This window comes from Moorella sp. E306M (assembly GCF_006538385.1).
Lineage (GTDB): Bacteria > Bacillota > DSM-521 > Neomoorellales > Neomoorellaceae > Neomoorella.
Genome location: NZ_BJKO01000001.1, coordinates 109,109 through 133,758 on the forward strand (window position 1 = coordinate 109,109; position 24,650 = coordinate 133,758).

At 58.0% G+C, this 24,650-nt stretch carries 29 protein-coding genes and 1 riboswitch; of the genes, 5 read left to right on the forward strand and 24 right to left on the reverse strand.

From position 1 onward, the window contains the following. Positions 1–167 precede the first annotated feature (167 nt). From iorA to FLZ89_RS00535, 3 genes are read left to right on the forward strand one after another with little or no spacing between them, the layout of a single operon-like run. Positions 168–1,949, forward strand: a complete 1,782-nt coding sequence (gene iorA / locus FLZ89_RS00525) for an indolepyruvate ferredoxin oxidoreductase subunit alpha (RefSeq protein ID WP_141304093.1) — start codon at positions 168–170, stop codon at positions 1,947–1,949. Then, complete coding sequence (locus FLZ89_RS00530; protein WP_141304094.1) at positions 1,950–2,528, forward strand: indolepyruvate oxidoreductase subunit beta; 579 nt, start codon at positions 1,950–1,952, stop codon at positions 2,526–2,528. A 2-nt stretch (positions 2,529–2,530) separates the two neighbouring features. Further along, positions 2,531–3,790 carry a phenylacetate--CoA ligase gene (locus tag FLZ89_RS00535; RefSeq protein WP_141304095.1) on the forward strand — a complete coding sequence of 420 codons (1,260 nt, stop codon included), beginning with the start codon at positions 2,531–2,533 and terminating at the stop codon, positions 3,788–3,790. A 6-nt stretch (positions 3,791–3,796) separates the two neighbouring features. Here FLZ89_RS00535 and FLZ89_RS00540 read toward each other — a convergent pair whose 3' ends face one another. The 5 genes from FLZ89_RS00540 to FLZ89_RS00555 form a co-directional block, all read right to left on the reverse strand. Beyond that, the gene (locus tag FLZ89_RS00540; protein WP_141264223.1) at positions 3,797–4,831 is read right to left on the reverse strand and encodes a molybdopterin-binding protein; all 1,035 of its coding nucleotides are present in this window, start codon (positions 4,829–4,831) and stop codon (positions 3,797–3,799) included. Between the two features lie 116 nt (positions 4,832–4,947). After that, positions 4,948–5,136 carry a hypothetical protein gene (locus FLZ89_RS00545; RefSeq protein ID WP_141264222.1) on the reverse strand — a complete coding sequence of 63 codons (189 nt, stop codon included), beginning with the start codon at positions 5,134–5,136 and terminating at the stop codon, positions 4,948–4,950. An 11-nt stretch (positions 5,137–5,147) separates the two neighbouring features. Next, on the reverse strand, positions 5,148–5,474 hold the full coding sequence (gene trxA, locus FLZ89_RS00550; RefSeq protein ID WP_141264221.1) for a thioredoxin: 327 nt from the start codon (positions 5,472–5,474) through the stop codon (positions 5,148–5,150). A gap of 19 nt (positions 5,475–5,493) precedes the next feature. Further along, entirely contained in the window at positions 5,494–5,775 is a 282-nt protein-coding gene (locus FLZ89_RS16350) for a CC/Se motif family (seleno)protein (protein ID WP_264175352.1), read from the reverse strand. A 61-nt stretch (positions 5,776–5,836) separates the two neighbouring features. Further along, positions 5,837–6,004 carry a DUF2197 domain-containing protein gene (locus tag FLZ89_RS00555; protein ID WP_141264220.1) on the reverse strand — a complete coding sequence of 56 codons (168 nt, stop codon included), beginning with the start codon at positions 6,002–6,004 and terminating at the stop codon, positions 5,837–5,839. A 118-nt stretch (positions 6,005–6,122) separates the two neighbouring features. On the opposite strand from FLZ89_RS00555, the gene gpr reads away from it, so the two are divergent. Beyond that, positions 6,123–7,100: a GPR endopeptidase gene (gene gpr / locus FLZ89_RS00560; protein WP_141264219.1), complete on the forward strand. Its 978-nt coding sequence runs from the start codon at positions 6,123–6,125 to the stop codon at positions 7,098–7,100. A 37-nt stretch (positions 7,101–7,137) separates the two neighbouring features. Here the strand turns inward: gpr and FLZ89_RS00565 are convergent, their stop codons facing one another. The 4 genes from FLZ89_RS00565 to FLZ89_RS00580 all read right to left on the reverse strand — a co-directional run bounded on the left by FLZ89_RS00565 (position 7,138) and on the right by FLZ89_RS00580 (position 10,399). After that, entirely contained in the window at positions 7,138–7,506 is a 369-nt protein-coding gene (locus tag FLZ89_RS00565; RefSeq protein ID WP_141264218.1) for an alpha/beta-type small acid-soluble spore protein, read from the reverse strand. 125 nt (positions 7,507–7,631) lie between these two features. Next, complete coding sequence (locus FLZ89_RS00570) at positions 7,632–8,027, reverse strand: hypothetical protein (RefSeq protein ID WP_141304096.1); 396 nt, start codon at positions 8,025–8,027, stop codon at positions 7,632–7,634. Between the two features lie 86 nt (positions 8,028–8,113). After that, positions 8,114–10,141 (reverse strand): ATP-dependent DNA helicase RecG, encoded by a 2,028-nt coding sequence (gene recG, locus FLZ89_RS00575; RefSeq protein WP_253256365.1) that lies wholly within the window; start codon positions 10,139–10,141, stop codon positions 8,114–8,116. A 21-nt stretch (positions 10,142–10,162) separates the two neighbouring features. Beyond that, the gene (locus FLZ89_RS00580; protein WP_141264215.1) at positions 10,163–10,399 is read right to left on the reverse strand and encodes a DUF1858 domain-containing protein; all 237 of its coding nucleotides are present in this window, start codon (positions 10,397–10,399) and stop codon (positions 10,163–10,165) included. 134 nt (positions 10,400–10,533) lie between these two features. On the opposite strand from FLZ89_RS00580, the gene rpmB reads away from it, so the two are divergent. Next, positions 10,534–10,722, forward strand: coding sequence for a 50S ribosomal protein L28 (gene rpmB / locus FLZ89_RS00585; RefSeq protein WP_062282574.1), 189 nt, complete (start codon positions 10,534–10,536; stop codon positions 10,720–10,722). 49 nt (positions 10,723–10,771) lie between these two features. On the opposite strand, the gene yfcE is transcribed toward rpmB, so the two are convergent. The 15 genes from yfcE to FLZ89_RS00660 all read right to left on the reverse strand — a co-directional run bounded on the left by yfcE (position 10,772) and on the right by FLZ89_RS00660 (position 24,649). Further along, positions 10,772–11,335, reverse strand: coding sequence for a phosphodiesterase (gene yfcE / locus FLZ89_RS00590; protein WP_141304098.1), 564 nt, complete (start codon positions 11,333–11,335; stop codon positions 10,772–10,774). 9 nt (positions 11,336–11,344) lie between these two features. Then, complete coding sequence (gene ribH, locus FLZ89_RS00595; protein WP_141264213.1) at positions 11,345–11,812, reverse strand: 6,7-dimethyl-8-ribityllumazine synthase; 468 nt, start codon at positions 11,810–11,812, stop codon at positions 11,345–11,347. Between the two features lie 329 nt (positions 11,813–12,141). After that, the gene (locus FLZ89_RS00600; protein ID WP_141304099.1) at positions 12,142–13,356 is read right to left on the reverse strand and encodes a bifunctional 3,4-dihydroxy-2-butanone-4-phosphate synthase/GTP cyclohydrolase II; all 1,215 of its coding nucleotides are present in this window, start codon (positions 13,354–13,356) and stop codon (positions 12,142–12,144) included. Positions 13,357–13,381: 25 nt separating this feature from the next. After that, a complete protein-coding gene (locus FLZ89_RS00605; RefSeq protein ID WP_141304100.1) occupies positions 13,382–14,032 on the reverse strand; it encodes a riboflavin synthase in 651 nt (216 codons plus the stop codon). Further along, complete coding sequence (gene ribD, locus FLZ89_RS00610; protein ID WP_141264210.1) at positions 14,017–15,147, reverse strand: bifunctional diaminohydroxyphosphoribosylaminopyrimidine deaminase/5-amino-6-(5-phosphoribosylamino)uracil reductase RibD; 1,131 nt, start codon at positions 15,145–15,147, stop codon at positions 14,017–14,019. The genes FLZ89_RS00605 and ribD overlap by 16 nt, the downstream gene beginning before the upstream one ends. An 84-nt stretch (positions 15,148–15,231) precedes the next feature. Further along, positions 15,232–15,349: riboswitch (FMN riboswitch) on the reverse strand. Positions 15,350–15,393: 44 nt separating this feature from the next. Continuing rightward, entirely contained in the window at positions 15,394–16,047 is a 654-nt protein-coding gene (gene rpe, locus FLZ89_RS00615; protein ID WP_141264209.1) for a ribulose-phosphate 3-epimerase, read from the reverse strand. 3 nt (positions 16,048–16,050) lie between these two features. Then, positions 16,051–16,917 (reverse strand): ribosome small subunit-dependent GTPase A, encoded by an 867-nt coding sequence (rsgA, locus tag FLZ89_RS00620; RefSeq protein WP_141264208.1) that lies wholly within the window; start codon positions 16,915–16,917, stop codon positions 16,051–16,053. 10 nt (positions 16,918–16,927) lie between these two features. Continuing rightward, the gene (gene pknB, locus FLZ89_RS00625) at positions 16,928–18,775 is read right to left on the reverse strand and encodes a Stk1 family PASTA domain-containing Ser/Thr kinase (protein WP_172613369.1); all 1,848 of its coding nucleotides are present in this window, start codon (positions 18,773–18,775) and stop codon (positions 16,928–16,930) included. Positions 18,776–18,779: 4 nt separating this feature from the next. Then, complete coding sequence (locus tag FLZ89_RS00630) at positions 18,780–20,165, reverse strand: peptidoglycan D,D-transpeptidase FtsI family protein (protein WP_141264207.1); 1,386 nt, start codon at positions 20,163–20,165, stop codon at positions 18,780–18,782. After that, on the reverse strand, positions 20,162–21,442 hold the full coding sequence (locus FLZ89_RS00635; RefSeq protein WP_216363805.1) for an FtsW/RodA/SpoVE family cell cycle protein: 1,281 nt from the start codon (positions 21,440–21,442) through the stop codon (positions 20,162–20,164). The genes FLZ89_RS00630 and FLZ89_RS00635 overlap by 4 nt, the downstream gene beginning before the upstream one ends. Then, positions 21,411–22,121 carry a Stp1/IreP family PP2C-type Ser/Thr phosphatase gene (locus FLZ89_RS00640; protein ID WP_141264206.1) on the reverse strand — a complete coding sequence of 237 codons (711 nt, stop codon included), beginning with the start codon at positions 22,119–22,121 and terminating at the stop codon, positions 21,411–21,413. Before FLZ89_RS00640 ends, FLZ89_RS00635 begins: the two co-directional genes overlap by 32 nt. Continuing rightward, positions 22,075–22,557 carry an FHA domain-containing protein gene (locus FLZ89_RS00645; RefSeq protein WP_172613371.1) on the reverse strand — a complete coding sequence of 161 codons (483 nt, stop codon included), beginning with the start codon at positions 22,555–22,557 and terminating at the stop codon, positions 22,075–22,077. The genes FLZ89_RS00640 and FLZ89_RS00645 overlap by 47 nt, the downstream gene beginning before the upstream one ends. 18 nt (positions 22,558–22,575) lie before the next feature. Beyond that, positions 22,576–23,325: an FhaA domain-containing protein gene (locus tag FLZ89_RS00650; protein WP_141304101.1), complete on the reverse strand. Its 750-nt coding sequence runs from the start codon at positions 23,323–23,325 to the stop codon at positions 22,576–22,578. After that, a complete protein-coding gene (rlmN, locus tag FLZ89_RS00655) occupies positions 23,325–24,392 on the reverse strand; it encodes a 23S rRNA (adenine(2503)-C(2))-methyltransferase RlmN (protein ID WP_141264203.1) in 1,068 nt (355 codons plus the stop codon). Before rlmN ends, FLZ89_RS00650 begins: the two co-directional genes overlap by 1 nt. Before the next feature lie 122 nt (positions 24,393–24,514). Next, entirely contained in the window at positions 24,515–24,649 is a 135-nt protein-coding gene (locus FLZ89_RS00660) for a cyclic lactone autoinducer peptide (protein ID WP_141264202.1), read from the reverse strand. Between the last annotated feature and the right edge of the window lies 1 nt (position 24,650).

Genomic DNA, 24,650 nt, shown 5'->3' on the forward strand with positions numbered 1-24,650 from the left:
CTGGACCGCCGCCAGGCGATATGCTATACTTTTTGCAAAACAATTTTTTAAGCTGGGAGCTTAGTTCAGCCTGATTAGCGCTAGCAGAGCCGAGGGTAGCAGGCAAGCTATGACCGGGCTGCGGCCCGGTTTTTTGTGCCTTTTAGTCTCCAAAGGAGAGGGAAACCGTGCCAGTATTGCTGATGGGTAATGAAGCCATCGCCCGGGGAGCCCTGGAGGCCGGTATCCGGGTTGCTACTTCTTATCCCGGTACCCCGGCTTCCGAAATAATGGCTACACTGATGCATTTCGGCCCGGAAGCAGGGGTGTACACCGAATGGTCGGTCAATGAGAAGGTCGCCGTGGAAATCGCCGCCGGGGCCGCCTATGCCGGCGCCCGTGCCCTGGCGAGCATGAAGCAGATGGGCTTAAATGTCGCCGCCGATGCCGTCATGAGCCTGGCCTATATCGGCGTAAAAGGCGGCCTGGTCCTGGTGGTAGCCGACGACCCCGGCCCCCACAGTTCCCAGACGGAGCAGGACACACGCCTTTTTGCCCGCTTTGCCAAATTGCCCGTCCTGGACCCCTCCTGTCCCCGGGAAGCTTATGAAATGACAAAATATGCCTTTAAGCTTTCGGAAACTTTAAACCTCCCTGTTATCGTCCGCCCCACTACCCGCGTCAGCCACGCCTGCCAGGAGGTGGATGTGGGTACCATCCCGCCGCGGCCGCCGGTGCCGGGGTTTGTTAAAGACCCCCGCTGGGTCATCATGCCCTCCCTGGCGGCCCGCCAGCATGTCTGGTTGAATAAACAGCAGGACCGGGCGCGGGCCGAGTTTGCGGCCAGCCCCTTTAATGCCGTTCAACTGGAAGGCCCTGTGGGGGTCATAGCCGGCGGCCCTTCTTACTTTTACGTTACCGAAGCGCTGAAACGCCTGGGAGTAAAACTATCCCTGCTAAAAATCGGCACTCCCTACCCCCTGCCGGAAGAACCGGTAAAAGACTTTTTAAGCCGCATGGAAAGGGTCCTCATCGTCGAAGAGCAGGAGCCAGTTGTCGAAGACCAGGTCATCAGCCTGGCCTGGCGCAACCGCCTCCCGGTAGAACTGTCTGGCAAACATGATGGCTACCTGCCCCGGGAGGGCGAATTTAACGTCGACAGGGTAGCCGCAGCCCTGGCCCGCTTCTTAAAGCCGGAGCAGGAAAACCCGGCACCCGGCCTCCCGGCGCTGCCGCCTTTACCGGCGCGGCCGCCCCTTTTCTGCGCCGGTTGCCCCCACCGGGGCTCCTTCTATGCCTTTAAACAGGCGGCCCGGGATCAGGAAGTAATTTTTACCGGTGACATCGGCTGCTATACCCTGGGGGCGGCGCCACCCCTGGCCGCCATGGATACCTGCCTCTGCATGGGAGCAAGTTTAGGCCTGGCCCAGGGCCTGGCCCGGGTCCAGCCCGGCACCCGGCTGGTAGCCTTTATCGGCGACTCGACCTTCTTCCACGCCGGCCTGCCGCCCCTGGTCAATGCCGTCCACCAGCAGACACCCCTGGTAGTCATAGTTCTCGATAACGAAACTACCGCCATGACCGGGCACCAGTCACACCCGGGACTGGCCACCGGCACCGGGCAGCGGGCCGTTGATATCGCCCGGGTGGCCCGGGCCTGCGGTGTAGAAACAGTCCTCACCGCCGATCCCCTGGACCTGGAGGCCACCATGGCAGTTGCCCGCCAGGCCCTGGCTGCTTCCGGACCGGCGGTGGTAATCCTCCGTCACCCCTGCCCCCAGATAACCAAACCTGCCACCCGCTACCGGGTCAATGCCGACGCCTGCACCGGCTGCCGTACCTGTATTGACGAGCTGGGCTGCCCGGCCCTGGTGCCGGCTGACGGCGCAGTAATGATTAATCCTACCTGTACCGGCTGCGGTCTCTGTGCGAAAGTGTGCCCGGCGGCAGCCATGGAGGAGGTGGTCTAGATGGATATTCTCATTGCCGGTGTGGGCGGCCAGGGAATAATCCTCGCCTCCCGGGCCCTTGCCTCGGCTGCCGTTACAGCGGGCCTGCCGGTACGTACGGCCGAGACCATTGGCATGGCCCAGCGGGAGGGCAGTGTCATCAGCCATGTCCGCCTGGGAGTGCAGGAGGCCGGCCCCCTCATCCCTGCTGGAGCTGCAGACATCCTTCTGGCCCTGGAGCCGGCCGAGGCCTGCCGCAACTTAAAGTATTTACGCCCCGGAGGCAGGGCCCTGGTCTCTACGGCACCGGTAATACCGGTTTTGGCCGCCCTGGGGAGCAGCCCCTATCCCCTGGAGGATATCCTGGCCTACCTGCAAGATAACCTGCCCGGCTGCCGCTGCCTGGACGCCCTGGCCCTGGCCAGGGAAGCCGGCAGCCCCCGGACTCTAAACCTGGTCATGCTGGGTTGCCTGGTGAACTTCGGTTTACCCTTCCCCGCCGATGTCCTGCTGGCCGAAGCTCTAAAGCTCCTGCCGGCCAGCGTCCATGACATGAATCGCCGCGCCTTTGAACTGGGCCGGCGCGCCCTGGAGGTGTAATTATGGGGCAATTTGATTACGAAAAACTCTACCGGCAGCAGGCTCCGGCCCTGCAAGCCCTGGTACAGCGCCTTTTTGACAGCTCACCCTATTACCGCGCAAAACTTACGGCCGCCGGGATCAGGCCGGGTGATATCAGGACCGTAGCCGACCTGGCGGCGGTCCCCCTGACCGATAAATGGGAGCTGCGCAACGGCAGGCCCCTGGAACTGATGGCCGTTCCGGAAGAAAAAGTCGTCCGGATTCATTCCTCCTCAGGAACCACCGGTAAGCCCATTATCATTCCCTACACCGCCGGTGACGTGGCTGCCTGGGCAGAAATGATGGCCCGCTGTTTTGCCCTGGCCGGGGTAACCAACCGCGACCGCGTGCAGATCACCCCCGGTTACGGCCTCTGGACAGCAGGCATCGGTTTCCAGGCCGGGGTTGAATACCTGGGCGCCATGGCCATTCCCACCGGTGCCGGCAATACGGAAAAACAGCTGGAAATGCTGGTCGACCTCCAGGCTACCGTCCTGACGGCCACTGCTTCCTATGCCCTTTTCCTGGGCGAAGAAATCGAACGCCGGGGCCTGAAGGACCGGCTGGCCCTGCGGGTTGGCCTCCTGGGTTCCGAACGCTGGGGCGAAAAAATGCGCCGGCGCATTGAAGAGCTCCTGGGGATTGAAACCTTTGATATTTACGGGCTTACGGAAATTTACGGCCCCGGCATCGGCCTTGATTGCCCGGCCCATGAAGGGATCCACATCTGGACCGATCACCTGCTGCTGGAGATTATTGACCCGGCAACGGGCAGGCAGCTGCCGCCTGGCGAAACGGGGGAACTGGTCATCACCACCCTGACCAAGGAAGGCATGCCTTTACTACGTTATCGTACCCATGACCTTACCTGCTTGAAGGTGGAAGCTTGTTCCTGCGGTTCACCCTTCCCCATGATCGAGCGCGTTTTGGGCCGGACCGATGACATGGTTAAAATTAAGGGTGTCAATATATATCCGGGTCAGGTCGACCATGTCCTGCAACTCACGCCGGGGGCCGGCAGCGAATACCAGCTCATCTTAACTCGTGAGCAGGGCAAGGACCGGCTGTTGGTAAAGATCGAGTACCTTCCCGGCCATGAGAGCAATGCCGTCGCCGCCGAGTGCCGGCGCCAGATTAAAAACCGCATCGGCATCCTGGCCGACGTGGAGGCGGTACCTTTAGGGACTTTGCCCCGCAGCGAAAAGAAAACCCGGCGCGTCTACGATTACCGGGATAATTAAAAACCTTTAAGCTTTACCGAAGGAACAGGCCGGGTAGCGGCATTCCAGGCAGCCCTGGCAGAGGCCGCCGGCCGCCAGCCCGGCTATATCTTTGCGCTGTATCCTTTCCCCCGTTAAAACCCGGGGCAGGACCAGGTCAAAAATGGTGGCCCGGTAATACATGACACATCCCGGCAGGCCCATAACAGGCACCTCTCCCAGGTAGGCCAGCATAAACATGGCCCCTGGCAGCACCGGGGCGCCGTAGGTGACGACTTCCGCCCCGCTGCGGCGGATCCCTTCCGGAGTCACGTCGTCAGGATCTACCGACATGCCCCCCGTCAGCACCACCATTTCCATGCCGGCAGTTAACATGGCGGCGATAGCCTGCCGGATTGCCTCGGCATCATCCGGTACGACCTCTTCCCGCACTACTTCTGATCCATAACTGGCAATCTTGGCCCGGACCACCGGGCCAAAGGCATCTTTTACCCGCCCTTTGTAAACTTCGCTCCCGGTGGTAATCAAGCCTACCCGCAACCGGCGGTAGGGTGCTATGCGGACTATACCACCGGCCTGGCGGCAAATGGCTTCCACCCTTTCAATCACCGCCCGCGGTGCCAGCAGGGGGATCAACCTGGTGCCGGCCACCACCTGGCCTGCCGTAACCGGGTAATTGTTGTGCAGGGTGGCCAGGACGATATCCGCCCCTTCATTAACTTGCTGCAGGGCCGGAAGATTTACCTTCAACAGGCCGTCCCTGGCGGCGATAAGGTTTACCTTGCCTTCCTGTGGCTCGCTAAATTCAAGGCCGTGATCGCCGTCGCCGGCTGCCGCCCGTGCCAGGCGAATGGCGGCTTCGTCTTCGTGCACCTCGTCCGGCCCCAGGGCCAGGACATATAGGTGCTCCTTGCCCATCTGCAACAGTTCCGGTATATCTTCCGGCTGAATAATATGTCCTTTCTTAAATCGCCTTCCCTTGAATTCGCCGGGGACGATTTTGGTCAGGTCGTGGGCCAGGACCGTGCCCACGCTGTCTTCTACCCGGACTTTCCGGAGCATCTGGTCTACCTCCTTCGAGGTTATAATTCAACGTGCCCCGACAAAAGCCTGCCTTAACAAAGCAAATTTTGATAAAGAAAATAATAAAGGCCACCGGCTTTAACCGGTGACCCTCGCTAAATCAGGCGGATGGCCTGCCGGTCACAGGCCATTACACAGCGGCCGCAACCCAGGCAGGTAGGGCCAATAAACCAGGGTTCGCTCTCTTCTTCGCGCAGGAAGGATTTAGTAGGGCAGGCGCTCATGGCCTGGCAATCGGCCCGGCCGTCACAGAGGTTGGCATCAATAAAGGCTTGGCGGGCCATGTAATCTCCCCTTAATGTATAGCAGCTTCCAGCTGTTCCTTTAGCTTTTCCTTGGGCATATAGCCGATGACCCGTCCCACTTCCTGGCCGTCTTTAAAGATAACCAGGGTAGGTATACTCATAATACCATAGCGGGCGGCCAGTTCCTGGTTTTCGTCAACATTTACCTTGGCAAATTTAACGTTACCAGCGTAGTCTTCGGCTAGCTGGTCCAGTACCGGGGCCATCATCCGGCAGGGACCGCACCAGACGGCCCAGAAATCAACTACTACCGGCAGTGGTGCTGACAATACTTCAGCTTCAAAGGCGCTGCTATCCACATTAACGGGCTTGCTCATATTTTACTACCTCCCCAATTTAATAATTTTGCACTCCATCAACAACGAGCTGTTTAAAGGGGCCAAAGCCTACCAGGTCCACATCCAGGCCCCGGGAAGCCTTGATTCCTTTTTGCAGGTATACCTTCAAACCGTTTAGCTGCTGGAGAATAAAGTTTTTCACGTCGGCCGGCGCGCCTGCATACACGGCAGGACGAATGGATATACCCGCTCAACCGCCGCACATCTCCAGTTTAATGGTAATGGTATCGGATTTTTCTTTGATATATTGTTCTGCTTTCGGGCTAATACGAATTTCCATCTTTCTTCCTCCTCTCTTTTTATGATTATACTGTACATATTTTTCGCTGTCAATATGTTATTTATAATGGTTTTTCTGGTCTTTGCGCCTGCAGGGCCTGGTAGCGCAGGCGGGCACGGCAGGTTTCGCAGGTGTAGACGGCATTCTTGTCCCTGGCTAATTTACGGTAATCCTTATGTACTTTGGTAAGCTCCTCTTTACGACCGCAGAGGGAACATTTTACTTCCATCAGTCTCACCTTCCCTGAGGGCAAATATTCAACATGCAAAGAAAGTTTTCCTTTTCGATGTATATTTTTTTTCATTATGGATAACCTGAAGGCAGGGCTTAAAAAGGAGGAAACGACCTTGGAGCGCGCCGAATTTTACCGGCTTTCAGGGGTAATCCTGGACCTGGCGGTAGAAGCTCATGCTCTATTACGCGGGGCTACCCGGCAGGAAGTGCCAGGGGTAAAGGAAGATAAAGAACAGTATCCCAACGCTACGGTTACAACCATTACGATCATGAATGCCACCGGCGAGCAGGCCATGGGCAAGCCCCTAGGAACTTACATAACCATTGATGCCCCGGCCCTCCGCTTTGAAAACCCGCCCGTCCATGAAGAAATAGCGGGGCTCCTGGCCCAGAAGCTCAACCTGTTGTTAGAAAAATGGAATGTCGGTCCTACCGACTCGGTGCTGGTGGTGGGCCTGGGAAACTGGGAAGCCACACCGGATTCCCTGGGTCCAAAAGTAATCAACCAGTTTACAGTCACCAGGCATTTACTAAAATTTGCCCCGCAAAATATGCCCCCAGGAACCAGGCCCGTCAGCGCCCTGGCCCCCGGTGTCCTGGGTACCACCGGTATTGAAACAGCGGAAATCCTCAAGGGTGTAGTAGAAAAAACCCGGCCCCGGGTGTTGATTGCCATCGATGCCCTGGCCGCCGGCGATCTGCAGCGTATAGGCAGCAGTATTCAAATTACTGATACCGGTATTAGTCCCGGCTCAGGGGTGGGCAATCAGCGTGTCGGCATCAATCGGCAAACTATGGGTGTTCCCGTCATTGCCATCGGTATTCCTACCGTGGTTCATGCCGGCGTAATTATTTATGAAGCCCTTAACCAAATGCAGCAGGCTTTTCCCCATGTCAACCTGCAGCTTGACCAGGCCGTGGCCCAGAACCTTACCCGCAATGTCCTGGCACCATTTGGCGGTAACCTTACCGTAACCCCCAAAGAAGTTGACGACCTGGTGCATAACCTGGCCTGGGTTATTGGCAATGCCCTCAACAGGACTCTGCATAGCGCTTTACTGCAGGCCAGGGCGGCCATACCCTTACATTAAAAAGATGGCGGGTTAAACCCGCCATCCGGAATTGCCGTTACTGAGTCAATCCACCCAGTCCACCGGGGTTGTATTGCTGGGCATTAATGTTTAACTTTTGTCCACCGGCATTATAAGCGGGGTTAGGCCCGCTGATGCGACCGGTAACGTTCTGGGCGGCACCCAGTTCAACATCTGCACCACCAAGGCCGCCGGCTGCCTGATTGCTCAGGGTCTGCTCGTAAGCAGCGATCATCTTTTTGACCATGAGCCCCCCTACAGAACCGTTAACCTTGGAGGGCAGGTCACCCAGGTAACCGTCGTAATTGGAGATCCCCAGTTCGCTGGCCACTTCCTGCTTGAACCTTTCCATCTGGCCGCGGGCCTGGGGGATCAGGAGACGGTTGGTCCTTCCTCCACGCGGCATTCAGTTTCACCTCCTTTACCTTTATGCAGTCTTAGTATTAGCCGGCGACCTTTTTTTATGCTTAGTATTATTTGGCTAGCGTAATTTTGCATTAATATTGCAAAAAACCTCTGAAGGGTGCTTATTTAAAGTCTGCCACCGTGGGCCTCAAGAATTTCCCGGGCTTCCTTCACCCGGGACGCTTTCGTTACTACGGTAACTAAAAAACCCTCGTTGCCGGCCACCCCGTAATCCTTTAAACCCACACCGCTGACAGAAGGGTCGGCGGCCAGCAGGGCTCTGGTATCGGTTTTTACCAGGGGGTTAATATCAGCGGAATAAAGGGTCAAGCCGGTAATGGTATTGGCCTGGTTGGCCAGGGGATTATTGTACTGGTCATTATAGCGGGTGCCAAAACGTCCCACCCGGTCAAACTGAACTTCTGTTATACCAGCCGCTTTCAGGGCATTGATGGCTTCCTGGGCCCGGGTGCTGCTGGAAAAAGAAGCCAATAAGGAACACTCATCTTTTTCTAATCGCATAGAATCACCTGCGTGCCAATTTTTAAGCTTAGTGTGGCTGAAAAATAATTTAAACATACCCTTTGTTTTTGGTAAATTTTCTCTTATTATAATAACAGACTTGCCATTTTTTTCCTGGCCGTCAGGTAAAGCTGGCGGTATTCCGGCTGCTGCCAGAGGTTTTCCCGACAAATCAGGCGGGCGTCCTGGCGGGCCTGTTCCAATATGCGGCTATCCTCGGGTAGCCTGGCTAGGCGAAATTCCGGCAAACCGTGCTGGCGGGTGCCAAAAAATTCCCCGGGGCCCCTGAGGCGCAGGTCGGCTTCGGCAATGGCAAAGCCGTCCTGGCTGGAGGCCAGGATAGCCAGCCGCTCCCGGGCAGCCTTGTTGCTACTGGTGATGAGCAAACAATAGGCCGGAGACGTACCGCGCCCCACCCGGCCCCTCAGCTGGTGTAGTTGGGCCAGGCCCAACCTTTCCGCCCCTTCGATTAGCATTACCGTAGCATTGGGCACGTCGACTCCTACCTCAACGACTGTCGTTGCCACCAGGATGGCGATTTTACCCTCCCGGAAAGCCTTCATTACCTCCTCCTTTTCAGCAGGTTTAAGGCGCCCGTGAACCAGCCCCACCGTGTATTCAGGAAAGACTTCTTCCTGTAGCTTTTTCGCCATGGCGATGGCGGCTTCCGCAGCTATGCTGTCGCTTCCATCAATTAAGGGACAGATAACATAGGCCTGGTGGCCACTCTCAATCTCCCGGCGGATTAACTGGTATGCTTTTGCGCGCTGTTTCTCCGTTAAAATGCGGGTAGTTACCGGTTGCCGCCCCGGTGGTAGTTCGTCCAGAAGGGACACATCCAGGTCACCATATATTGCCAGGGCCAGGGTACGGGGAATGGGTGTGGCCGTCATAACCAGCAGGTCGGGAGCCTGCCCCTTGGCCTCCAAGGCGGCCCGCTGGTCAACGCCAAAGCGGTGCTGCTCATCGATAACGACCAGTCCCAGGGCCTTAAAGCTTACATTTTCCTGGATCAAAGCATGAGTACCTACTACCAGGGGTAATTGGCCGGTGGCCAGGCCGGCCAGGATAACTTCCCGCTCCGGCCGGGAAGTGTTGCCCGTCAGGACGGCTACCGGTACTTTTAAGGGCGCGAGGATTTTCTGGAGGGTTTGCCCGTGCTGCTCGGCCAGGACTTCCGTAGGGACCATCAAGGCAGCCTGCCAGCCACCAGCCACAGCCTTAACCATGGCTGCTGCCGCCACTACGGTTTTACCCGAACCGACATCCCCTTGGAGCAGGCGGGCCATCGGCCGCGGGTTTTCCATATCGGTTAGGATTTCGGCCAGCACCCTTTCCTGGGCCCGAGTCAGTTTAAAGGGCAGGGTAGCAATTAATTGCCGCACCAGTCCGTTGTCCGGTGTATGGGCAATGCCCCTAACGCCTGCTTCACGCTGCCAGCGGTTTAAAGTTAAAGCCAGTTCCCAGACTAGAAGTTCTTCATATTTAAGGCGCCGCCGCGCCTGGTGCAGAGCGGCAGGATCGGGGGGAAAGTGAATATATTTCAAGGCCTGGTAGCGGGGTAAAAGGCGATAACGCTGGCATAAAGGGAGGGGTAAAAGCTCAGGCAATTCTCCCTGAACTTCTTCCAGGGCCTGGTGGACAATCAGCCTCAGCCAGCGCTGGCTTAAGCCCGTCGTCAGGGGGTAAAAGGGTACAATACGTCCCGTATGAAGGCCGCTGTCTCCTTCCCCAAGGGATTCATAGTCACTGACCTGGATTTCGGGAACATAACCCCGGTAATTTACCTTCCCGGTAAGGACGACCTCGCTTCCAACACGTAGCTGGCGCTTTATGTAGGGCTGGTTAAACCAGAGGGCATAGCCTGTCCCCTGCCTGTCCTGGATGAGGGCCCGGAAGAGGCGCAAATTTGGACGCAGTTCTCTTTCTTCCCAGGCTTTGATGGTTACCTGGACGGTAATTATTTCTCCGGCCGCTGCCGAAGCCAGTCCCTTTAACTGGCGTCGGTCTTCATAACGCCTGGGAAAATGCCAGAGGAGATCGCCCACCGTCTGGATGCCGAGCTTGCCCAGGCAGGCTGCTTTCTGGGGACCTACATATTTTAACACTTTCACCGGCCGGTCGTACATTCAGGCTCATCCCCGGCTTCTAATGGCTTTATTCAAGTCTTTCAACAGGTTTTCCAGGTTAACGCCGTGGCTGCGGGCGCCGCTGGCAATGGTTTCATTTATAGCACCCATGCATTCCAGGCAGCCCATGCCATAGCGATAAAATACCTGCCGCACCTGGGGATAGGCCTGCAATACTTCCAAAATGGAGAGGTCTGGGGTTATTTGCAAAGGAACGACGTTAGTTTTCTCTTGGCCGCTCATTCCCTTCACCACCTGATTATTATTTTCAACAAGCCCCGGTAACTCCCTGCCCGGCAGGAGAAATTTATTTCCTTGCTTTCTAACCCTTTCTCTGGTAAAATATCGCCGTAGGGTTGAAAAGCGAGGTGAAACAAATGGCCGTCTGCAGCATCTGTGGCAAAAGGACGACTACCGGCAATCAGGTCAGCCACTCCAATATTAAGACCAAACGCACCTGGTCCCCTAATCTCCAGCGGGTCAAGATTATTTTAAACGGTACCCCCAAAAAGGTTTACGTCTGTACCCGCTGCCTGCGTTCAGGCAAGGTACAGCGAGCCGTCTAAAAGGCATTTAAATTAACCCGGGGTGAATAAACCCCGGGTTTTGTCCTCTTTATGCCGGCCATGGCATCTCCTTCAGGACTTCGCCAGTTAACAGGGCCAGGATTTTAACGCCAGTGTCATCGGCTACGGCTACTGTTTTTAACTTGCCCAAAGGACCGCTATGGGGCAGGCTGGGACTGCCCGGGTTAACGAAAAGGCGCCCGTGCCTGGCAGCCAGCATGGCTACATGGGTATGGCCGGTTATCCACAGGTCGGCCTGGTAATAGGCGGCCAGGTGTTCCGCGTCGCCTTCACCTAAACGGTGGCCGTGCTGGGCGATGAGACGGCGCTTGCCCATCTGGACTACTACCTGTTCCGTTATTGGTAAATTTAAGACCATGGCATCTACTTCCGCATCGCAATTCCCCCGGGCAATCAAGATGGGTACCGGAGACTGTTGCAAGAGCCCGGCCAGATCCTTAGGAGCATAGGCAGCCACAATGGGATTCCTGGGGCCGTGGTAAAGGACATCGCCGGCATGGATGATCAGGTCTACACCCTGAAAGCAGTTGGCCAGGGCCTGTTCCCAGGCGGCGCCGTCGCCATGGGTATCGCTGATGATACCTACCCGCATCTTATATCCCTACCCTGCCATTGTTTTAAAGAGATTGGCCATTTCCATGGCGGCCATGGCGGCATCAAAGCCTTTATTGCCGGCCTTGGTACCGGCCCGCTCTATAGCCTGCTCAATATTGTCGGCAGTTATCAGCCCGTAGATCACCGGTACGCCGCTATTCAGGCTTACCTGGGCAATGCCCTTGGTCACCTCGGCGGCTACATATTCAAAGTGGGGGGTGGCCCCGCGGATGACGGCACCCAGACAAATGACGGCGTCGTAGCCCCGGGCCGTCATTTTTTGCGCCGCCAGGGGGATTTCAAAGGCTCCCGGCACCCAGGCCACATCAATGGCCGCGGGGTCGGCGCCGTGGCGGGTCAGGGCATCCAGGGCCCCGTCCAGCAGTTTGGAGGTAATAAACTCGTTGAAACGGCTGACGACAATACCGAATTTCAATCCCCGGGCCTGCAGCTGGCCCGCTAAGATGTTGGGCATGGGAAAAAGGCCTCCTTCGCTTTGTGGTAATTTCTGCAATACTTGTTTGTGGTAGGGTATGTCACGGAGCCGCAAATAGCGGAGCGCCGGCAACAGGACAGGCGAGGTGAGGTTAACCGTTGCTGCCGCCGAGGACGCCTGAGCGCACCTTTGCAAGGAAACAAGCGCAACCTCATAGAAGGATCAAAGCTTGCGGAACCCGGAGCCTTTTCATTGGCAATCCACAGGCGGCATGCAACGGTCCGAACCGAGCCGTTGTCCTGTCGGCGCGTAGCTCCTGAGCGGCGCAGTGACATACCCTACCCTTTGTAATAACACCTGGATTTTTCTCAACTTATCTGCAGCAGGTGGCCCATTTTTTCCTTCTTCGTTTTTAGGTAACGCCTGTTGACCCGGTTGGGGCACATTTCGATGGGAACCCTTTCGACAACTTTAAGGCCATATCCTTCCAGGCCGGCAATCTTTTTGGGATTATTAGTGAGGAGCCGGATCTGGCGGACGCCCAGGTCGGCCAGGATCTGGGCGCCGATGCCATAGTCCCGCAGGTCGGCCGGGAAACCCAGGGCTTCGTTGGCTTCCACCGTGTCCTTGCCTTCTTCCTGAAGCCTGTACGCCTTGATTTTATTGAGGAGGCCTATCCCCCGCCCCTCCTGGCGCATATAGAGGATAACACCGCGGCCTTCCGCTTCTATCATGGCCATGGCCTGCTGGAGCTGCTCGCCGCAGTCGCAGCGTAAGGAGCCAAAAACATCCCCTGTCAGGCATTCGGAGTGAACCCGGACCAGTACCGGCTGGCTACCGGCAATATCTCCCTTCACCAGGGCCAGGTGACCCTTGCCACTCATTACTTCTTCATAGGCGATGGCTTTAAAATGGCCGTAAGCGGTGGGCAAGTCGGCCTCGGCCACCCGGCGGACCAGTTTCTCCGTCCGGCGGCGGTATTTGATTAAATCGGCGACGGTAATAAGCTTTAAACCATGTTCCCGGCAGAATTCATAGAGCTGGGGCACCCGGGCCATGGTCCCATCTGGATTCATGATTTCGCAAATTACCCCGGCCGGGTAGAGGCCGGCCAGGCGGGCGAGATCCACAGCGGCTTCTGTATGCCCGGCCCGCCGCAACACCCCATCTTGTTTGGCCCGCAAGGGGAATATATGCCCCGGCCGGCGCAGGTCTTCAGGACGGGTGCGGGGGTCAATAAGCTTTTTAACAGTAATAGCCCTTTCAAAAGCGGAAATACCTGTGGTAACTTCAGCTGCGTCGACGGAGACTGTAAAAGCCGTCCCCATCGATTCCGTATTTTGCGTGACCATGGGAGTCAATTCCAGTTCATCCAGACGCTGTCCCTCCATGGGTACGCAAATGAGACCACGGGCATAGGTAGCCATGAAGTTGATGGCTTCCGGCGTAACCTTCTCGGCAGCGATAATCAAATCGCCTTCATTCTCCCGGTCCTCGTCATCCACCACCACCACCATACGCCCGGCCCGTATATCGTCAAGGGCTTCTTCAATGGTATTAAATTTAATTTTTTCTTCGCCCATGGCGAATCACCTTCTTCCCCTCATATTAAATAAAGCCATTGGCGGCGAGGAACTCCACGGTCAAACCCTTCCGACCAGTCTCCTCCTGGGGCCCAGTGAGGAGCCTTTCCAGGTAACGGGCCAGCAGGTCGACTTCAATATTTACCTTGTCTCCCGGCCCCTTGGTCCCCAGGATGGTATGCCGGGCCGTATGAGGAATGATGCCAACTGTTACCATGTTCCCATCTACGGTAATGACCGTCAGACTCGTACCATCCAGGGCCAGGGAGCCTTTAGGAGCAATATAGCGTTCCAGGCCGGGAGGTACCGCAACCGCCAGCTCCCAGGCGATGCCTGTCTGCCTTTTCGTTTTAATTTCCCCCACGCCGTCCACGTGCCCGCTGACCAGGTGGCCGCCCAGCCGCTCGCCCAGCTGCAGGGCCCGTTCCAGGTTGACTTGATCCCCCGCTTTTAAAGAACCGAGGGTAGTAACCCTTAAAGTTTCAGCCATAACCTCGGCTACCAGGGCGGCTGGCGTTAATTCAACTACCGTCAGGCAGGCACCATTAACGGCTATACTGTCACCCCGGCGGGTACCGGACAGGACCTTCCAGGCGGCAATGGTTAAACGGGCTCCCTGGCCAACAGTTTCTACCCTGCGGACAACCCCTATCTCTTCAACTAAACCGGTAAACACGCCTCTCCCCTTCTTTTGCCCAGATAACCGCTTAACATAATATCCTCACCACAGGTCGCCACCTCTACTTTTTCCAGTTGCCAGGCTTCTTGAGGGCTCGCTACCCCGGCCCCTCCTACCGGTCCCGGAGCAGCCATGCCACCAAAGATCTTGGGAGCAATAAAGGCTACCACTTTATCTACTACCCCGGCGGCCAGGGCGGTAGCATTTACCCCGGCCCCGCCCTCCACCAGGATACTCATAATCTGGCGTCGGGCCAGTTCAGCCAGCAGGGGCTGCCAGGCCACCCGGCCGTCTTCTGCCGGTAAGACTATGACCTCGATGCCCCTGGCAGCCAGCTGCTGCCGGGCTTCCACCGGCGCTGCCGCGGTGGTGGCCACCAGGGTGGGCGCCGGGGAAGCCAGGTTCAACACCCTGGCCGTTAAAGGTATCCTTAAATAGCTGTCCAGGATTATCCTTACGGCGTCCCGACCCTTGCCCCCCGGCAGGCGGGTGGTGAGCTCGGGGTCATCGGCCATGACGGTGCCGATTCCCACCAGGATGGCGTCGTGGGTATCACGGAGCTCGTGGGCCTTTTGCCTGGCTGCCGGGCCAGTAATCCAGCGGGAAGCACCAGTACGGGTGGCGATTTTACCGTCCAGGGTCAGGGCCATCTTGAGGGTCACCCAGGGCCGCCCGGTGGTAATATACTTGATAAAGGCTTCATTCAGCCGCCGGGCTTCATCTTCTAAGAGGCCTGTCTCCACTTCAATCCCGGCCCGGCGAAGGGCCTGGAAGCCGCCACCGGCCACTTTGGGGTTGGGATCGGCCATAGCTGCCACCACCCGCCGGATACCGGCAGCTATAATGGCTTCCGTGCAGGGCGGCGTGCGGCCATAATGGCAGCAGGGCTCCAGGGTAACATAGAGGGTAGAGCCTTTAGCTGCCTCACCCGCCGCCCGCAGGGCATGAATTTCGGCATGGGGAGTACCCGCCCTCTGGTGGTAACCTTCACCTACCACGCGGCCATCCCGGACAATCACGGCGCCCACGGCCGGGTTGGGGCTCGTGCGGCCCAGGCCCAGCCGGGCAAGTTCCAGAGCGCGGCGCATGTACTCGACATCCTCTGGAGGCATTTCCACTTGCTCCTTTTAATTTCTTTTCAAGGCATTAAAAAACCCCGGGGTCGTACTCCGGGGTTAGAAAGGGCAAAGGATACACAACGCCTTCTCCCTTCCAGACTGTCACTGTCGGCCCCGGAATTGCACCGGGTCTGCCTTTAGGGCTCGCGGGCTATTACCGCCGGTAAGGAATTGCACCTAACCCCGAAGGACGTTACTGTAATTATAGACCTGTAACCTGCCGGCGTCAAGGAGCAGGTGCTAGTCTTCTGCCGCGCGCAAAGCGTTAATGGCTGCCGCCCGGTCCGGGCGGCCAAAGATGGCCGAACCGGCTACCAGGACGTTGGCTCCGGCCCGGCAGGCCTGTCGGGCTGTGACCGGGGTAATTCCACCGTCCACCGCCAGCAAAATGTCCAATTTACGCTGGCGCAACATGGCGGACAGGGAGGCTATTTTCGGCAGCATGGCCGGGATAAACTCCTGGCCGCCAAAGCCGGGATTTACCGTCATCAATAAAATCATATCCACTTCAGCCAGGATATGATCCAGGACTGACAATGGTGTGGCCGGGTTTAAGGCTACTGCCGGCCGGCAGCCGGCGGCGCGGATTTGCTGCAACACTCGGTGGAGATGGGTACAAGCTTCGGCGTGGACGCTAATATAGTCGGCGCCTGCCGCGGCAAAGGGGGCAATAAAGTCTTCCGGCCGGGAAAGCATCAGGTGCACATCAAAAACCAGCTGGCTTTTAGGTCGTAAGGCGGCCACCAGGTCCGGCCCGAAGGTGATATTGGGGACAAAATGGCCGTCCATAATATCCAGGTGTAGCCAGTCGGCTCCAGCGGCAGCGACGTCTTCTATTTCAGCCTGGAGGTTACTGAAGTCGGCAGCCAGCAGTGAGGGGGCAATAATGGTCAAAGATTAATAGCTCCTTTCCCTGGCAATAACCTCATCTAGAAAATTAAGGTAATGTTCATAGCGGTGCCCGGCAATTTCCCCGGCCTCTACGGCCGCGGCCACGGCACAACCGGGTTCGCCCCGGTGCAGGCAGGAATTAAAACGGCAGCGTCCTATTAAGGGTTCCATCTCCGGAAAATGGCCGGCTACCTCCAACCTGTCCAGGGGTGGTAAGTCCAGGCGGCTGAAACCCGGGGTGTCGGCTACCCAGCCCCCGCCCGGGAGACTGATTAATTCGGCATGGCGGGTGGTATGGCGGCCACGGCCCCCTTTAGCGCTCACTTCGCCCGTCCGCAAGTTTAGTTCCGGCTGGAGGGCATTGAGGAGGGAGGACTTGCCCACCCCGGAGGGGCCGGCAAAGGTACTGAGCCTCCCTGCCAGGATCTCCCTGAGCTTCTCTACGCCCTGGCCGGTGCGGGCACTGGCGATTAAAACCGGGTAGCCGATTTGCCGGTAAATAGCGGGTAAATAGAGGTACTTCTCCTGGCCGACATCGACTTTATTCCAGACGATAATGGCCCGAATATCCTTAACGCTGCTTAAAAAAAGCAGGCGGTCCAGCAGTTCCAGGTCCGGGGGCGGCGTGCTTAAGGAAAAAACGATAATAGCCTGCTCCACATTGGCCACGGCCGGGCGCTCCAGGAGGGTACGCCGGGGTTTTACAGCTTCAATCACCCCTTCCCCGGGACCCAGGGGCACCATTTCCACCCGGTCACCTGGCAGGAGGTCGGCCTCGCGCCGGAAACGGCCCCGCAGGCGACAGGTCCAGACCTGGCCTCCGGTTTCTACATAGTAAAACCCGCCGTAACGCCGTAAAAGGATGCCTTCCATACCATCCTCCTTACGGTAAATCCCGCTCGTAAATTAGATTGCCATCGCGGAAGACCTGGAGCTTACCCTTACCAAAGTACGTTATCACGGTCTGGATTTGCTGGCCTTGCTCCTGTTTCTTATTCAATACCTCGCTGGTCCCTTTGGCATCGGTAACAACGATGCGCACCTCGTGTTCTTTATCATCCGGAGCCGGAGGTACAGTGACGCCCACTTGTTTCTGGGCCGGCCCCGGCCCCTGGCTGACAACTAAATTGATGGCACTGCCCTGCAGGACACTGGACCCCGGTCGCGGGTCCTGGTCAATGACTATCCCCGGGAATTGCTCCTCGCTCCGCTTGTAAGTAAGAGTCCCCTGCTGCAGCTTCGCCGCCGCCAGCTGCTGCTGGGCCTCGGCCAGGGATTTGCCAACCAGACTGGGGGCAGGAATCAGCTGGGGCTCCGGGCCTTTGCTGACAATCAACCTGACCTCGGTACCCTCTGGCTGCTTGCTGTTACCGGGAGGATTTTGTTCCACTACTGAACCTGCGGGGATACTGGGATGATATACTTTCAGCGAATCGCCGGCAACCCGTAAGCCTTCATTTTCCAACCGCAGGCGTGCATCTCGCTCCGTAAGCCCAATAACTGGAGGAACCGTAACCATGCGAGTGCCCTGGCTGACGGTCAGGGTCACGACCCGGCCGCGGCGGACCCGTTCCCCGGCTGCGGGCTCCTGGGCCATAACCTGTCCCGCCGGTACCTCGGCATTATACTGCCTGCTGCCCACCTGGCCCCGCAAACCGGCTGCCGCCAGCCGGTCCAGGGCCTGGCCTTCAGTAAGGCCAGTTACAGGTGGTACCACTGTCTCGCCGACAAGCAGGTAATAACGAAATCCAGCCCACAGACCGGCGGCGGCCAGGCCTAAAAAGAGGAGAACCATTAAAACCCAGGCCCACACCCGCGGCCGCCGGCGCGGCCGGGTGGGACTGGCCGGAGGGTCGGGAGCCTCCACCGCCGGCAGGACCTGGGTGGCAAAGGTATCTTCCGCCAGGGCATTTCTTACCGCCAACAGGTCCGAACGTAAGGCGGTCGCCGACGGGTAGCGTCGTTCCGGCTCCTTTTCCAGGGTGCGCATGACAATACGCTCCAGGGCCGCCGGAACACTGGGGTTTATCTCCCGCAAGGGCCGGGGGGATTCCTGGATATGCTTGATGGCCACGGCTACCGGGGTGTCACCGTGGAAGGGAAGATCCCCGGTCAGCATTTCGTAGAGGACAATACCAAAGGAATAAATATCGGCCGCCGCGCCGGTAACCCCGCCTCTGGCCTGTTCCGGTGCCAGGTAATGAACAGAACCGACCATGGTACCGCTGTAAGACATGGTTGCTTCATTGACGGCCTGGGCGATACCAAAATCGGTTACCTTGACCCGGCCATTGCGGGTAATGAGGATGTTATGGGGTTTAATATCCCGGTGGATAACGCCATTTTCATGGGCATGTTCCAGGGCGTCACAAATTTGCAGGGCTATATCGATAGCCTCCAAGGGCGGCAGGGGCCCTCGTTCTTTAATAAGATCCTTTAAGGACCGGCCTTCAACATACTCCATAATCAGATAATGGATGCCGTCTTCCTGGCCAACGTCATAGATGCTGACCACATTGGGATGGGACAAGCTGGCTACAGCCTGGGCTTCCCTGTGGAAGCGGGTTAAAAAGTCCTTATCGCTGGCATACTGTTCCCGCAAAATTTTGATGGTCACATAACGGTGCAGCAGGCGGTCCTGTCCCCGGTAGACCCGGGCCATGCCCCCGCCTCCCAGTTCATCAATTATCTCATAACGACCTTCCAGGATTTTACCAATCATTTTATCCATTTAGTCACCGCCTCAAGGCTGCCGCCATAATTTCCCGGGCAATGGGGGCTGCTACCGCGCCACCCGCACCAGCATTTTCCACGACAACGGCTACAGCAATCCGCGGTTCTTCCGCCGGAGCAAAAGCCACCAGCCAGGCATGGGTTTCGCCCCCGGGATTCTGGGCGGAGCCTGTTTTGGCCGCCACCTGAGTCCCCGGTAAGCTTGCAGCCGTAGCTGTCCCACCGTTTACTGTAGCCACCATGGCATTTTTAATATCCGCCGCTACTCTGGCCCCGGTTACCACCTGGAGAGGCCGCGGCACAGCCTGCCAGAGGAGCCGGCCACCTGCTGCCGTTACCTTCTCGACCAGGTAAGGCTGCATTAAGATACCCTTATTGGCAATAGCGGCCGTGACCATGGCCATTTGCAGGGGCGTTGCCAGTACGGCCCCCTGGCCAATGGAACTCCCTGCCAGGGCGCTGGCATCCAGGCGGCCCGGCACCCGGGATTCCTCGACTGGCAGGTCGAACTTTAAAGGTTTATCAAAGCCATACAGGGCTGCCGTTTCTTTGAATTTATCCGCCCCGGCTTCCAGGGCCAGGGTGGCAAAGGTAACATTGCAGGAATACATCATGGCCTGCTGGAAATTCAGGTGGCCATGGGGCCGGGGGCAGGTAAGCTTCCAGCCCTGGACCTCCAGGTAACCCGGGCAGTAGAAATCACGCTGCAAAATACCGGGGTCGGCTTCCAGGGCCGCGGTGGCCGTTACCAGCTTCATAATCGAACCGGGGGGATAGAGACCCTGGATGGCCCGGTTCAGGAGGGGACTGCCGGCGCCGGGGCTATTAATCCGCTGCCATTCCTCCTCCAGCCGGTTGGGGTCAAAGGCCGGGCTGCTGGCCAGGGCCAGGACGGCACCGGTGCGCGGGTCCAGGGCGACAACCGCTCCCCGCCGGCCGGCCAGCAGGTTCGTTGCCAGGCTTTGTAAATCGGCATCCAGGGTGAGGTGCAGATCATTCCCCCGGGCCGCCTGGCCTATTAAACGCCGGCCTTTATTGACCAGCTGCTGCCAGCCGGTAAGACCGAGGAGATCGCCATCCCGGCTGGCTTCCAGGCCACTGCTGCCAAAGCGCCCGGAAACATACCCCACCACCTGGGCCGCCGCCTGGCCGTAGGGATACTGGCGCTGGAACTGGCCCGGGTTCCCCACCGTCCGGGCCAGGACCCTGCCGGCGCGATCATAAATCGTCCCGCGCTCGGTTTGCTGCTCAACCAGGTTCAAACGCGGGTTCAGGGGGTTTAAATAGAGCCTCTCCCCGGCTATGGCCTGGATGTAGGTCAGGTACACAATGAGAATGACGAAAAATACACCTGTCGCCAGGGCCAGGCGGCGCACCCCGGTTTTCATGGTTTTGCCTCCCGGCCGGCAGCGCTGACATTGAGGAGTAAAGCCAGCAACAGGTAGCTGATCACCAGGGAACTGCCGCCGTAACTGACAAACGGCAGGGTTACCCCCGTCAGGGGCAGGAGCTTGCTAACCCCGGCCATAATGATCAGGGCCTGGAAGGTACAGAGTACGGTCAACCCGCCAGCCAGCAGTACGCCCTGCTCCTCGGGGGCCCGGAGGGCGGCACGGAAACCTCGCAGGGCAAACAGCAGGTAGAGAAGGATAACCCCCAGGCTGCCCATTAATCCCATTTCCTCGCCCATGGTGGCAAAGATAAAGTCGGTGGCAACAGCCGGGATCACCTCGGAATAACCCAGGCCCAGGCCGGTACCAAAGATACCGCCGCTCCCCAGGGTGATCAGGGCCTGAACAACCTGGTAACCGGCCCCGCTATAATCTGCCCAGGGGTTGATCCAGACGGCAATGCGCGCCCGGAGATAGGGGAAGACCAGGTAAGCCAGTACCGCTCCCAGACTAAATAAGGCTCCCCCTGCCACACAAAAGCGTAATTTCCCGGTGGCCAGGTAGAGCATGGCCAGGAAAGTAATGAGGAGAATCAGGGCTGAACCCAGGTCACGCTGCAGGACCAGCAATAAAACGGCCAGGGCTACAGCCACCAGGAGGGGGCCCCAGGATAAACGCCCGGCTCCCTGGATCAGCAGCTCCCTCTTGTCGCTTAAATACCCGGCCAGGTACATAACCATGAGGACCTTGACAGCTTCTACCGGTTGCATACGGAATGAACCAAGGGTCAGCCAGCTCTTGGCCCCGCCGATGCGCGTCCCCAGCAGGACGGTAATAAGCAGGAAAAAAAGCCCCAGGGATAAAAAGAGGTAGGGATAATGTTCCAGGCGCTGGTAATCCCGGAAACCAACAGCAACGACTATAAGGACTAAAAGCCCCATTATGGTCCAGATAATCTGGCGGTAAGCGAGTCCGGGGTCCAGTCGGAACAAAAAGGTAAGACCCAGGGCCGTTAGGGTGGCCGCCAGGGGAAGGAGATACTGATCGCCACCATGGCGGGTAGCCCTTAAAATCAGGTGCGTCCCCCAGAACCCCCCCAGCAGCAGGGCCAGAGCATAGCCCGGATGCCAGCCGGGCTGGCGGGAGGCAAAAGTTACCATATAACCGTACCCGGCAGCCAGGATTAAAGACGGCCAGATTAGCAGGGCCATCTCCTGTCCCCGGTTTGTACTGGTACCGCCACTACTCATAAAGGGCCAACACCACCGTAACATTATCCGGCCCTCCCCGCTCCAGGGCCAGTCGCAACAATTGCCGGGTAGCTCCAGCCAGTTCCTGGTGGCGGTTCATGATGTCCGCCAGCTCCTGATCGGGAATGACCTCATAGAGGCCGTCGGTACATAATAGCAACCGGTCTCCCGGCTTCAGCTCAATTTCTCGGCTGTCAATATCAACCGTATTCCCCGTCCCCAGAGCCCTGGTAAGGATATTGCGCTGGGGATGCAGACGGGCCTCTTCCGCCGTCAGGCCGCCGCAGCGGACTAGTTCGCCGACATAAGAATGATCGTTAGTTAATACCTGTAACTGTCCGTCCCGAAAAAGGTAAGCACGGCTGTCGCCGATATGGACCAGGAAACCCCTTGATCCCACTATCCAGACGGCCGTCATGGTTGTGCCCATCCCCGCCCGTTCCCGGCTGGACAGGGAGCACCGGTAAACTATCTCGTTGGCAAATTCTGCCGCGGCCAGCAACCGGGGCAACGGTTCCCCCGCTGTCCCGTAAAAAAGCCTGTCCTGCAGGGCCCGTAGAGCCAGGTGGCTGGCAACTTCCCCGGCCTGGTGCCCGCCCATACCATCGGCTACGGCGAAAAGCCCCCGTTCAACGTCGCTAATAAAATAATCTTCATTACCGGGCCGCACCAGTCCGGTATGGGAAAGGGCCTCGGCTCGCATCTTCCCACCCCACTTTAAAGGTCACGCCGCCAATCCTTACTTCATCGCCAGGCCGTAAACTCTGCGGGCCGGTTAGTAGGTGGCCGTTGACGTAAGTCCCGTTAGTGCTATCCAGGTCAACTAACTGCCATTCTTCGCCGCGACGGGTAATTACAGCGTGACGGGCCGAAACGTGAAAGTCGTTAATTACAATATCATTATGTTGATCGCGGCCAATGGTAATATTTTCGCCGAGGAGATATCTTTCTCCTTTTTTTATGCCTGCGTTTTTTGTTTCCAGGACAGTTAAAACCGGCCGGCCAGCGGTGCCACGGGTACGCTTAATGTGATGACCCGGCGCCAGCTCCAGGTACATGAGCCTTAAGACATGCCACAGGAAAAGGTAGATTAAAATTACAAAAACAAATCTCAACCCGGCCAGCAAAATTTCCGCCAACGTAACCACCCGCTCCGGCTAGCTTATCTGTAATTCTAACACAGTCCGGCCCACCTGCATACGGTCGCCGGGGTTCAAAAAGGCCCGTTCCACCCTCTTCCCGTTAACCAGAGTGCCGTTGCGGCTGCCTAGGTCCACCAGCAGGACCCGGTCATGGCTTTCTTCCAGCTGGCAGTGGCGCCGGGAAACCTGCTCGTCGGTCAAGATAAAATCGCAGACTGGCTGGCGCCCCAGGACCTGCTTCCCGGGCCGCAGGAGAAACGTACGCCCCGCATCCGGCCCGGCAATAACGGTTAGCTTTAAGGAGGGCCGGCCTGGCCGGTCATCTTCCTCCGCATCGATGGCCTTGTAAATTAACGTATCGCTTTCAACATGGGCGTTCCCCTCTTCCTCCGGCCGCCCTTCTTCCATGCGGGCGTGGATACGCACCTCACCCGGGGCCAGTTCGTCTTCTACCTCCAGCTCTACCCGGGGTTCGCCGACCATGGTTAAATTTTGCTCGGCCGCTTTCTTCTCTAGGTAGCCGGCTAGTTCCCTAGCCAGGGCATGTTCAAAGGCCGACAGGCGTTCAAAATCCTTGGGATTTAAATGAACCAGGTAAATATTGGGGACGTAGACACGGCTGACGCTTACCGTGCGCTGGGCAACCATAGTTTTAGCCAGTTTTTTGGCGATCTCCACAGGTTGGAGGGGAACATCAGTCCCGCGACGGAATAGGCTATCAAAGAGTCGCTGCCAGAAACGCTCGTTTTTTTCCAGCCAATCCATTAAAACACCTCCCGGCCGGCGTTACTGCGAAGCTGGCCGCAAGCGGCGGCGATATCCTGTCCCCGGCTTTCCCTCACGGCAGCTGCCAGGCCGGCCTTTTGCAACCAGGAGGCAAAAAGCCACGCCTTCGCCCGGCTTACACCCTTGTAGGGGCTGCCGGGAACCGGGTTTAAGGGGATCAGGTTGACAAAGGCCAGCACCCCCTGGAGCAACTCGACCAGGCGCCCGGCGTCTTCCCGGCGGTCATTGACACCGGCAATGAGGGCATATTCAAAGGTAACCCGCCGCCCCGTTATCCGGCCATAGTGGCGGCAGGCCGGAATCAGCTCTTCCAGGGGATACCGTCTGTTAATGGGCATTAACCGCTCCCGCAGCTCATTGGTGGCGGCATGGAGGGAAACGGCCAGTTCAAGGGGCGGCTTCTCCCCGGCCAGCTGCCTGATCTGGGGCACCAGGCCACAGGTAGATATGGTTATCCGCCGGTGACTTATACCCCACCCTTGCGGGTGTTCAAAGATACGCACCGCCTTTAAGACGGCCCGGTAATTAAGCAGGGGCTCGCCCATGCCCATAAAGACGATGTTGCTCAAGCGAGCCTCAGGGTCCCGCAGCTGCACATCTTTCACCAGGGCCAGGGCCTGGAGGACAATTTCCCCCGGCGTGAGGTTGCGGCGGAAGCCGCCCTGCCCGGTGGCGCAAAAGGTGCAACCCATGGCGCAGCCCACCTGGCTGGACAGGCAGGCAGTCTGCCGCCGGCGGCCATCTTCATAAGACATAAGTACACATTCAATCAGCTCACCGTCCGCCAGGCGCAGCAATAACTTCCGGGTCAGGCCGCCGGCCGCCACCCTCCGGTTTATGACCTCTACCGGTGGCAGGACAGCCTGACCGGCCAGCCGGGCCCGGAAAGCCCCGGGCAATTCGGTCATTGCCTCCAGGCTGGTAGCCCGGCGGCGGTGGAGCCAGTGGAAAAGCTGCCGACCGCGGTAGGACGCTTCACCCAGTTCTGCCGCCAGTTGAGCCAGTTCCTCGGGCAGCAGGCCCCGCAGGTCAATCTTGGTAGTCATAACCATCCCCTGGCATTATTATGAATGAAGCTATACCATAATATACCACATTGTCCCCGGCCGGGGTCAAGATAAAGAAAAAAAGGGAGTGAACCTCCCTTAGCTATCTAATATCCCTTACGCTACTTCCTTAAACTGGCCGGGACTTCCGGCTGGTGCCACAACAAGACACTGGCCGGCCATACGCTGCTATTGGCCACCAGGACGGCCAGGGCCACGCCCAGGGATACTACCGTGGCCGCCAGTTTCTTCAACATG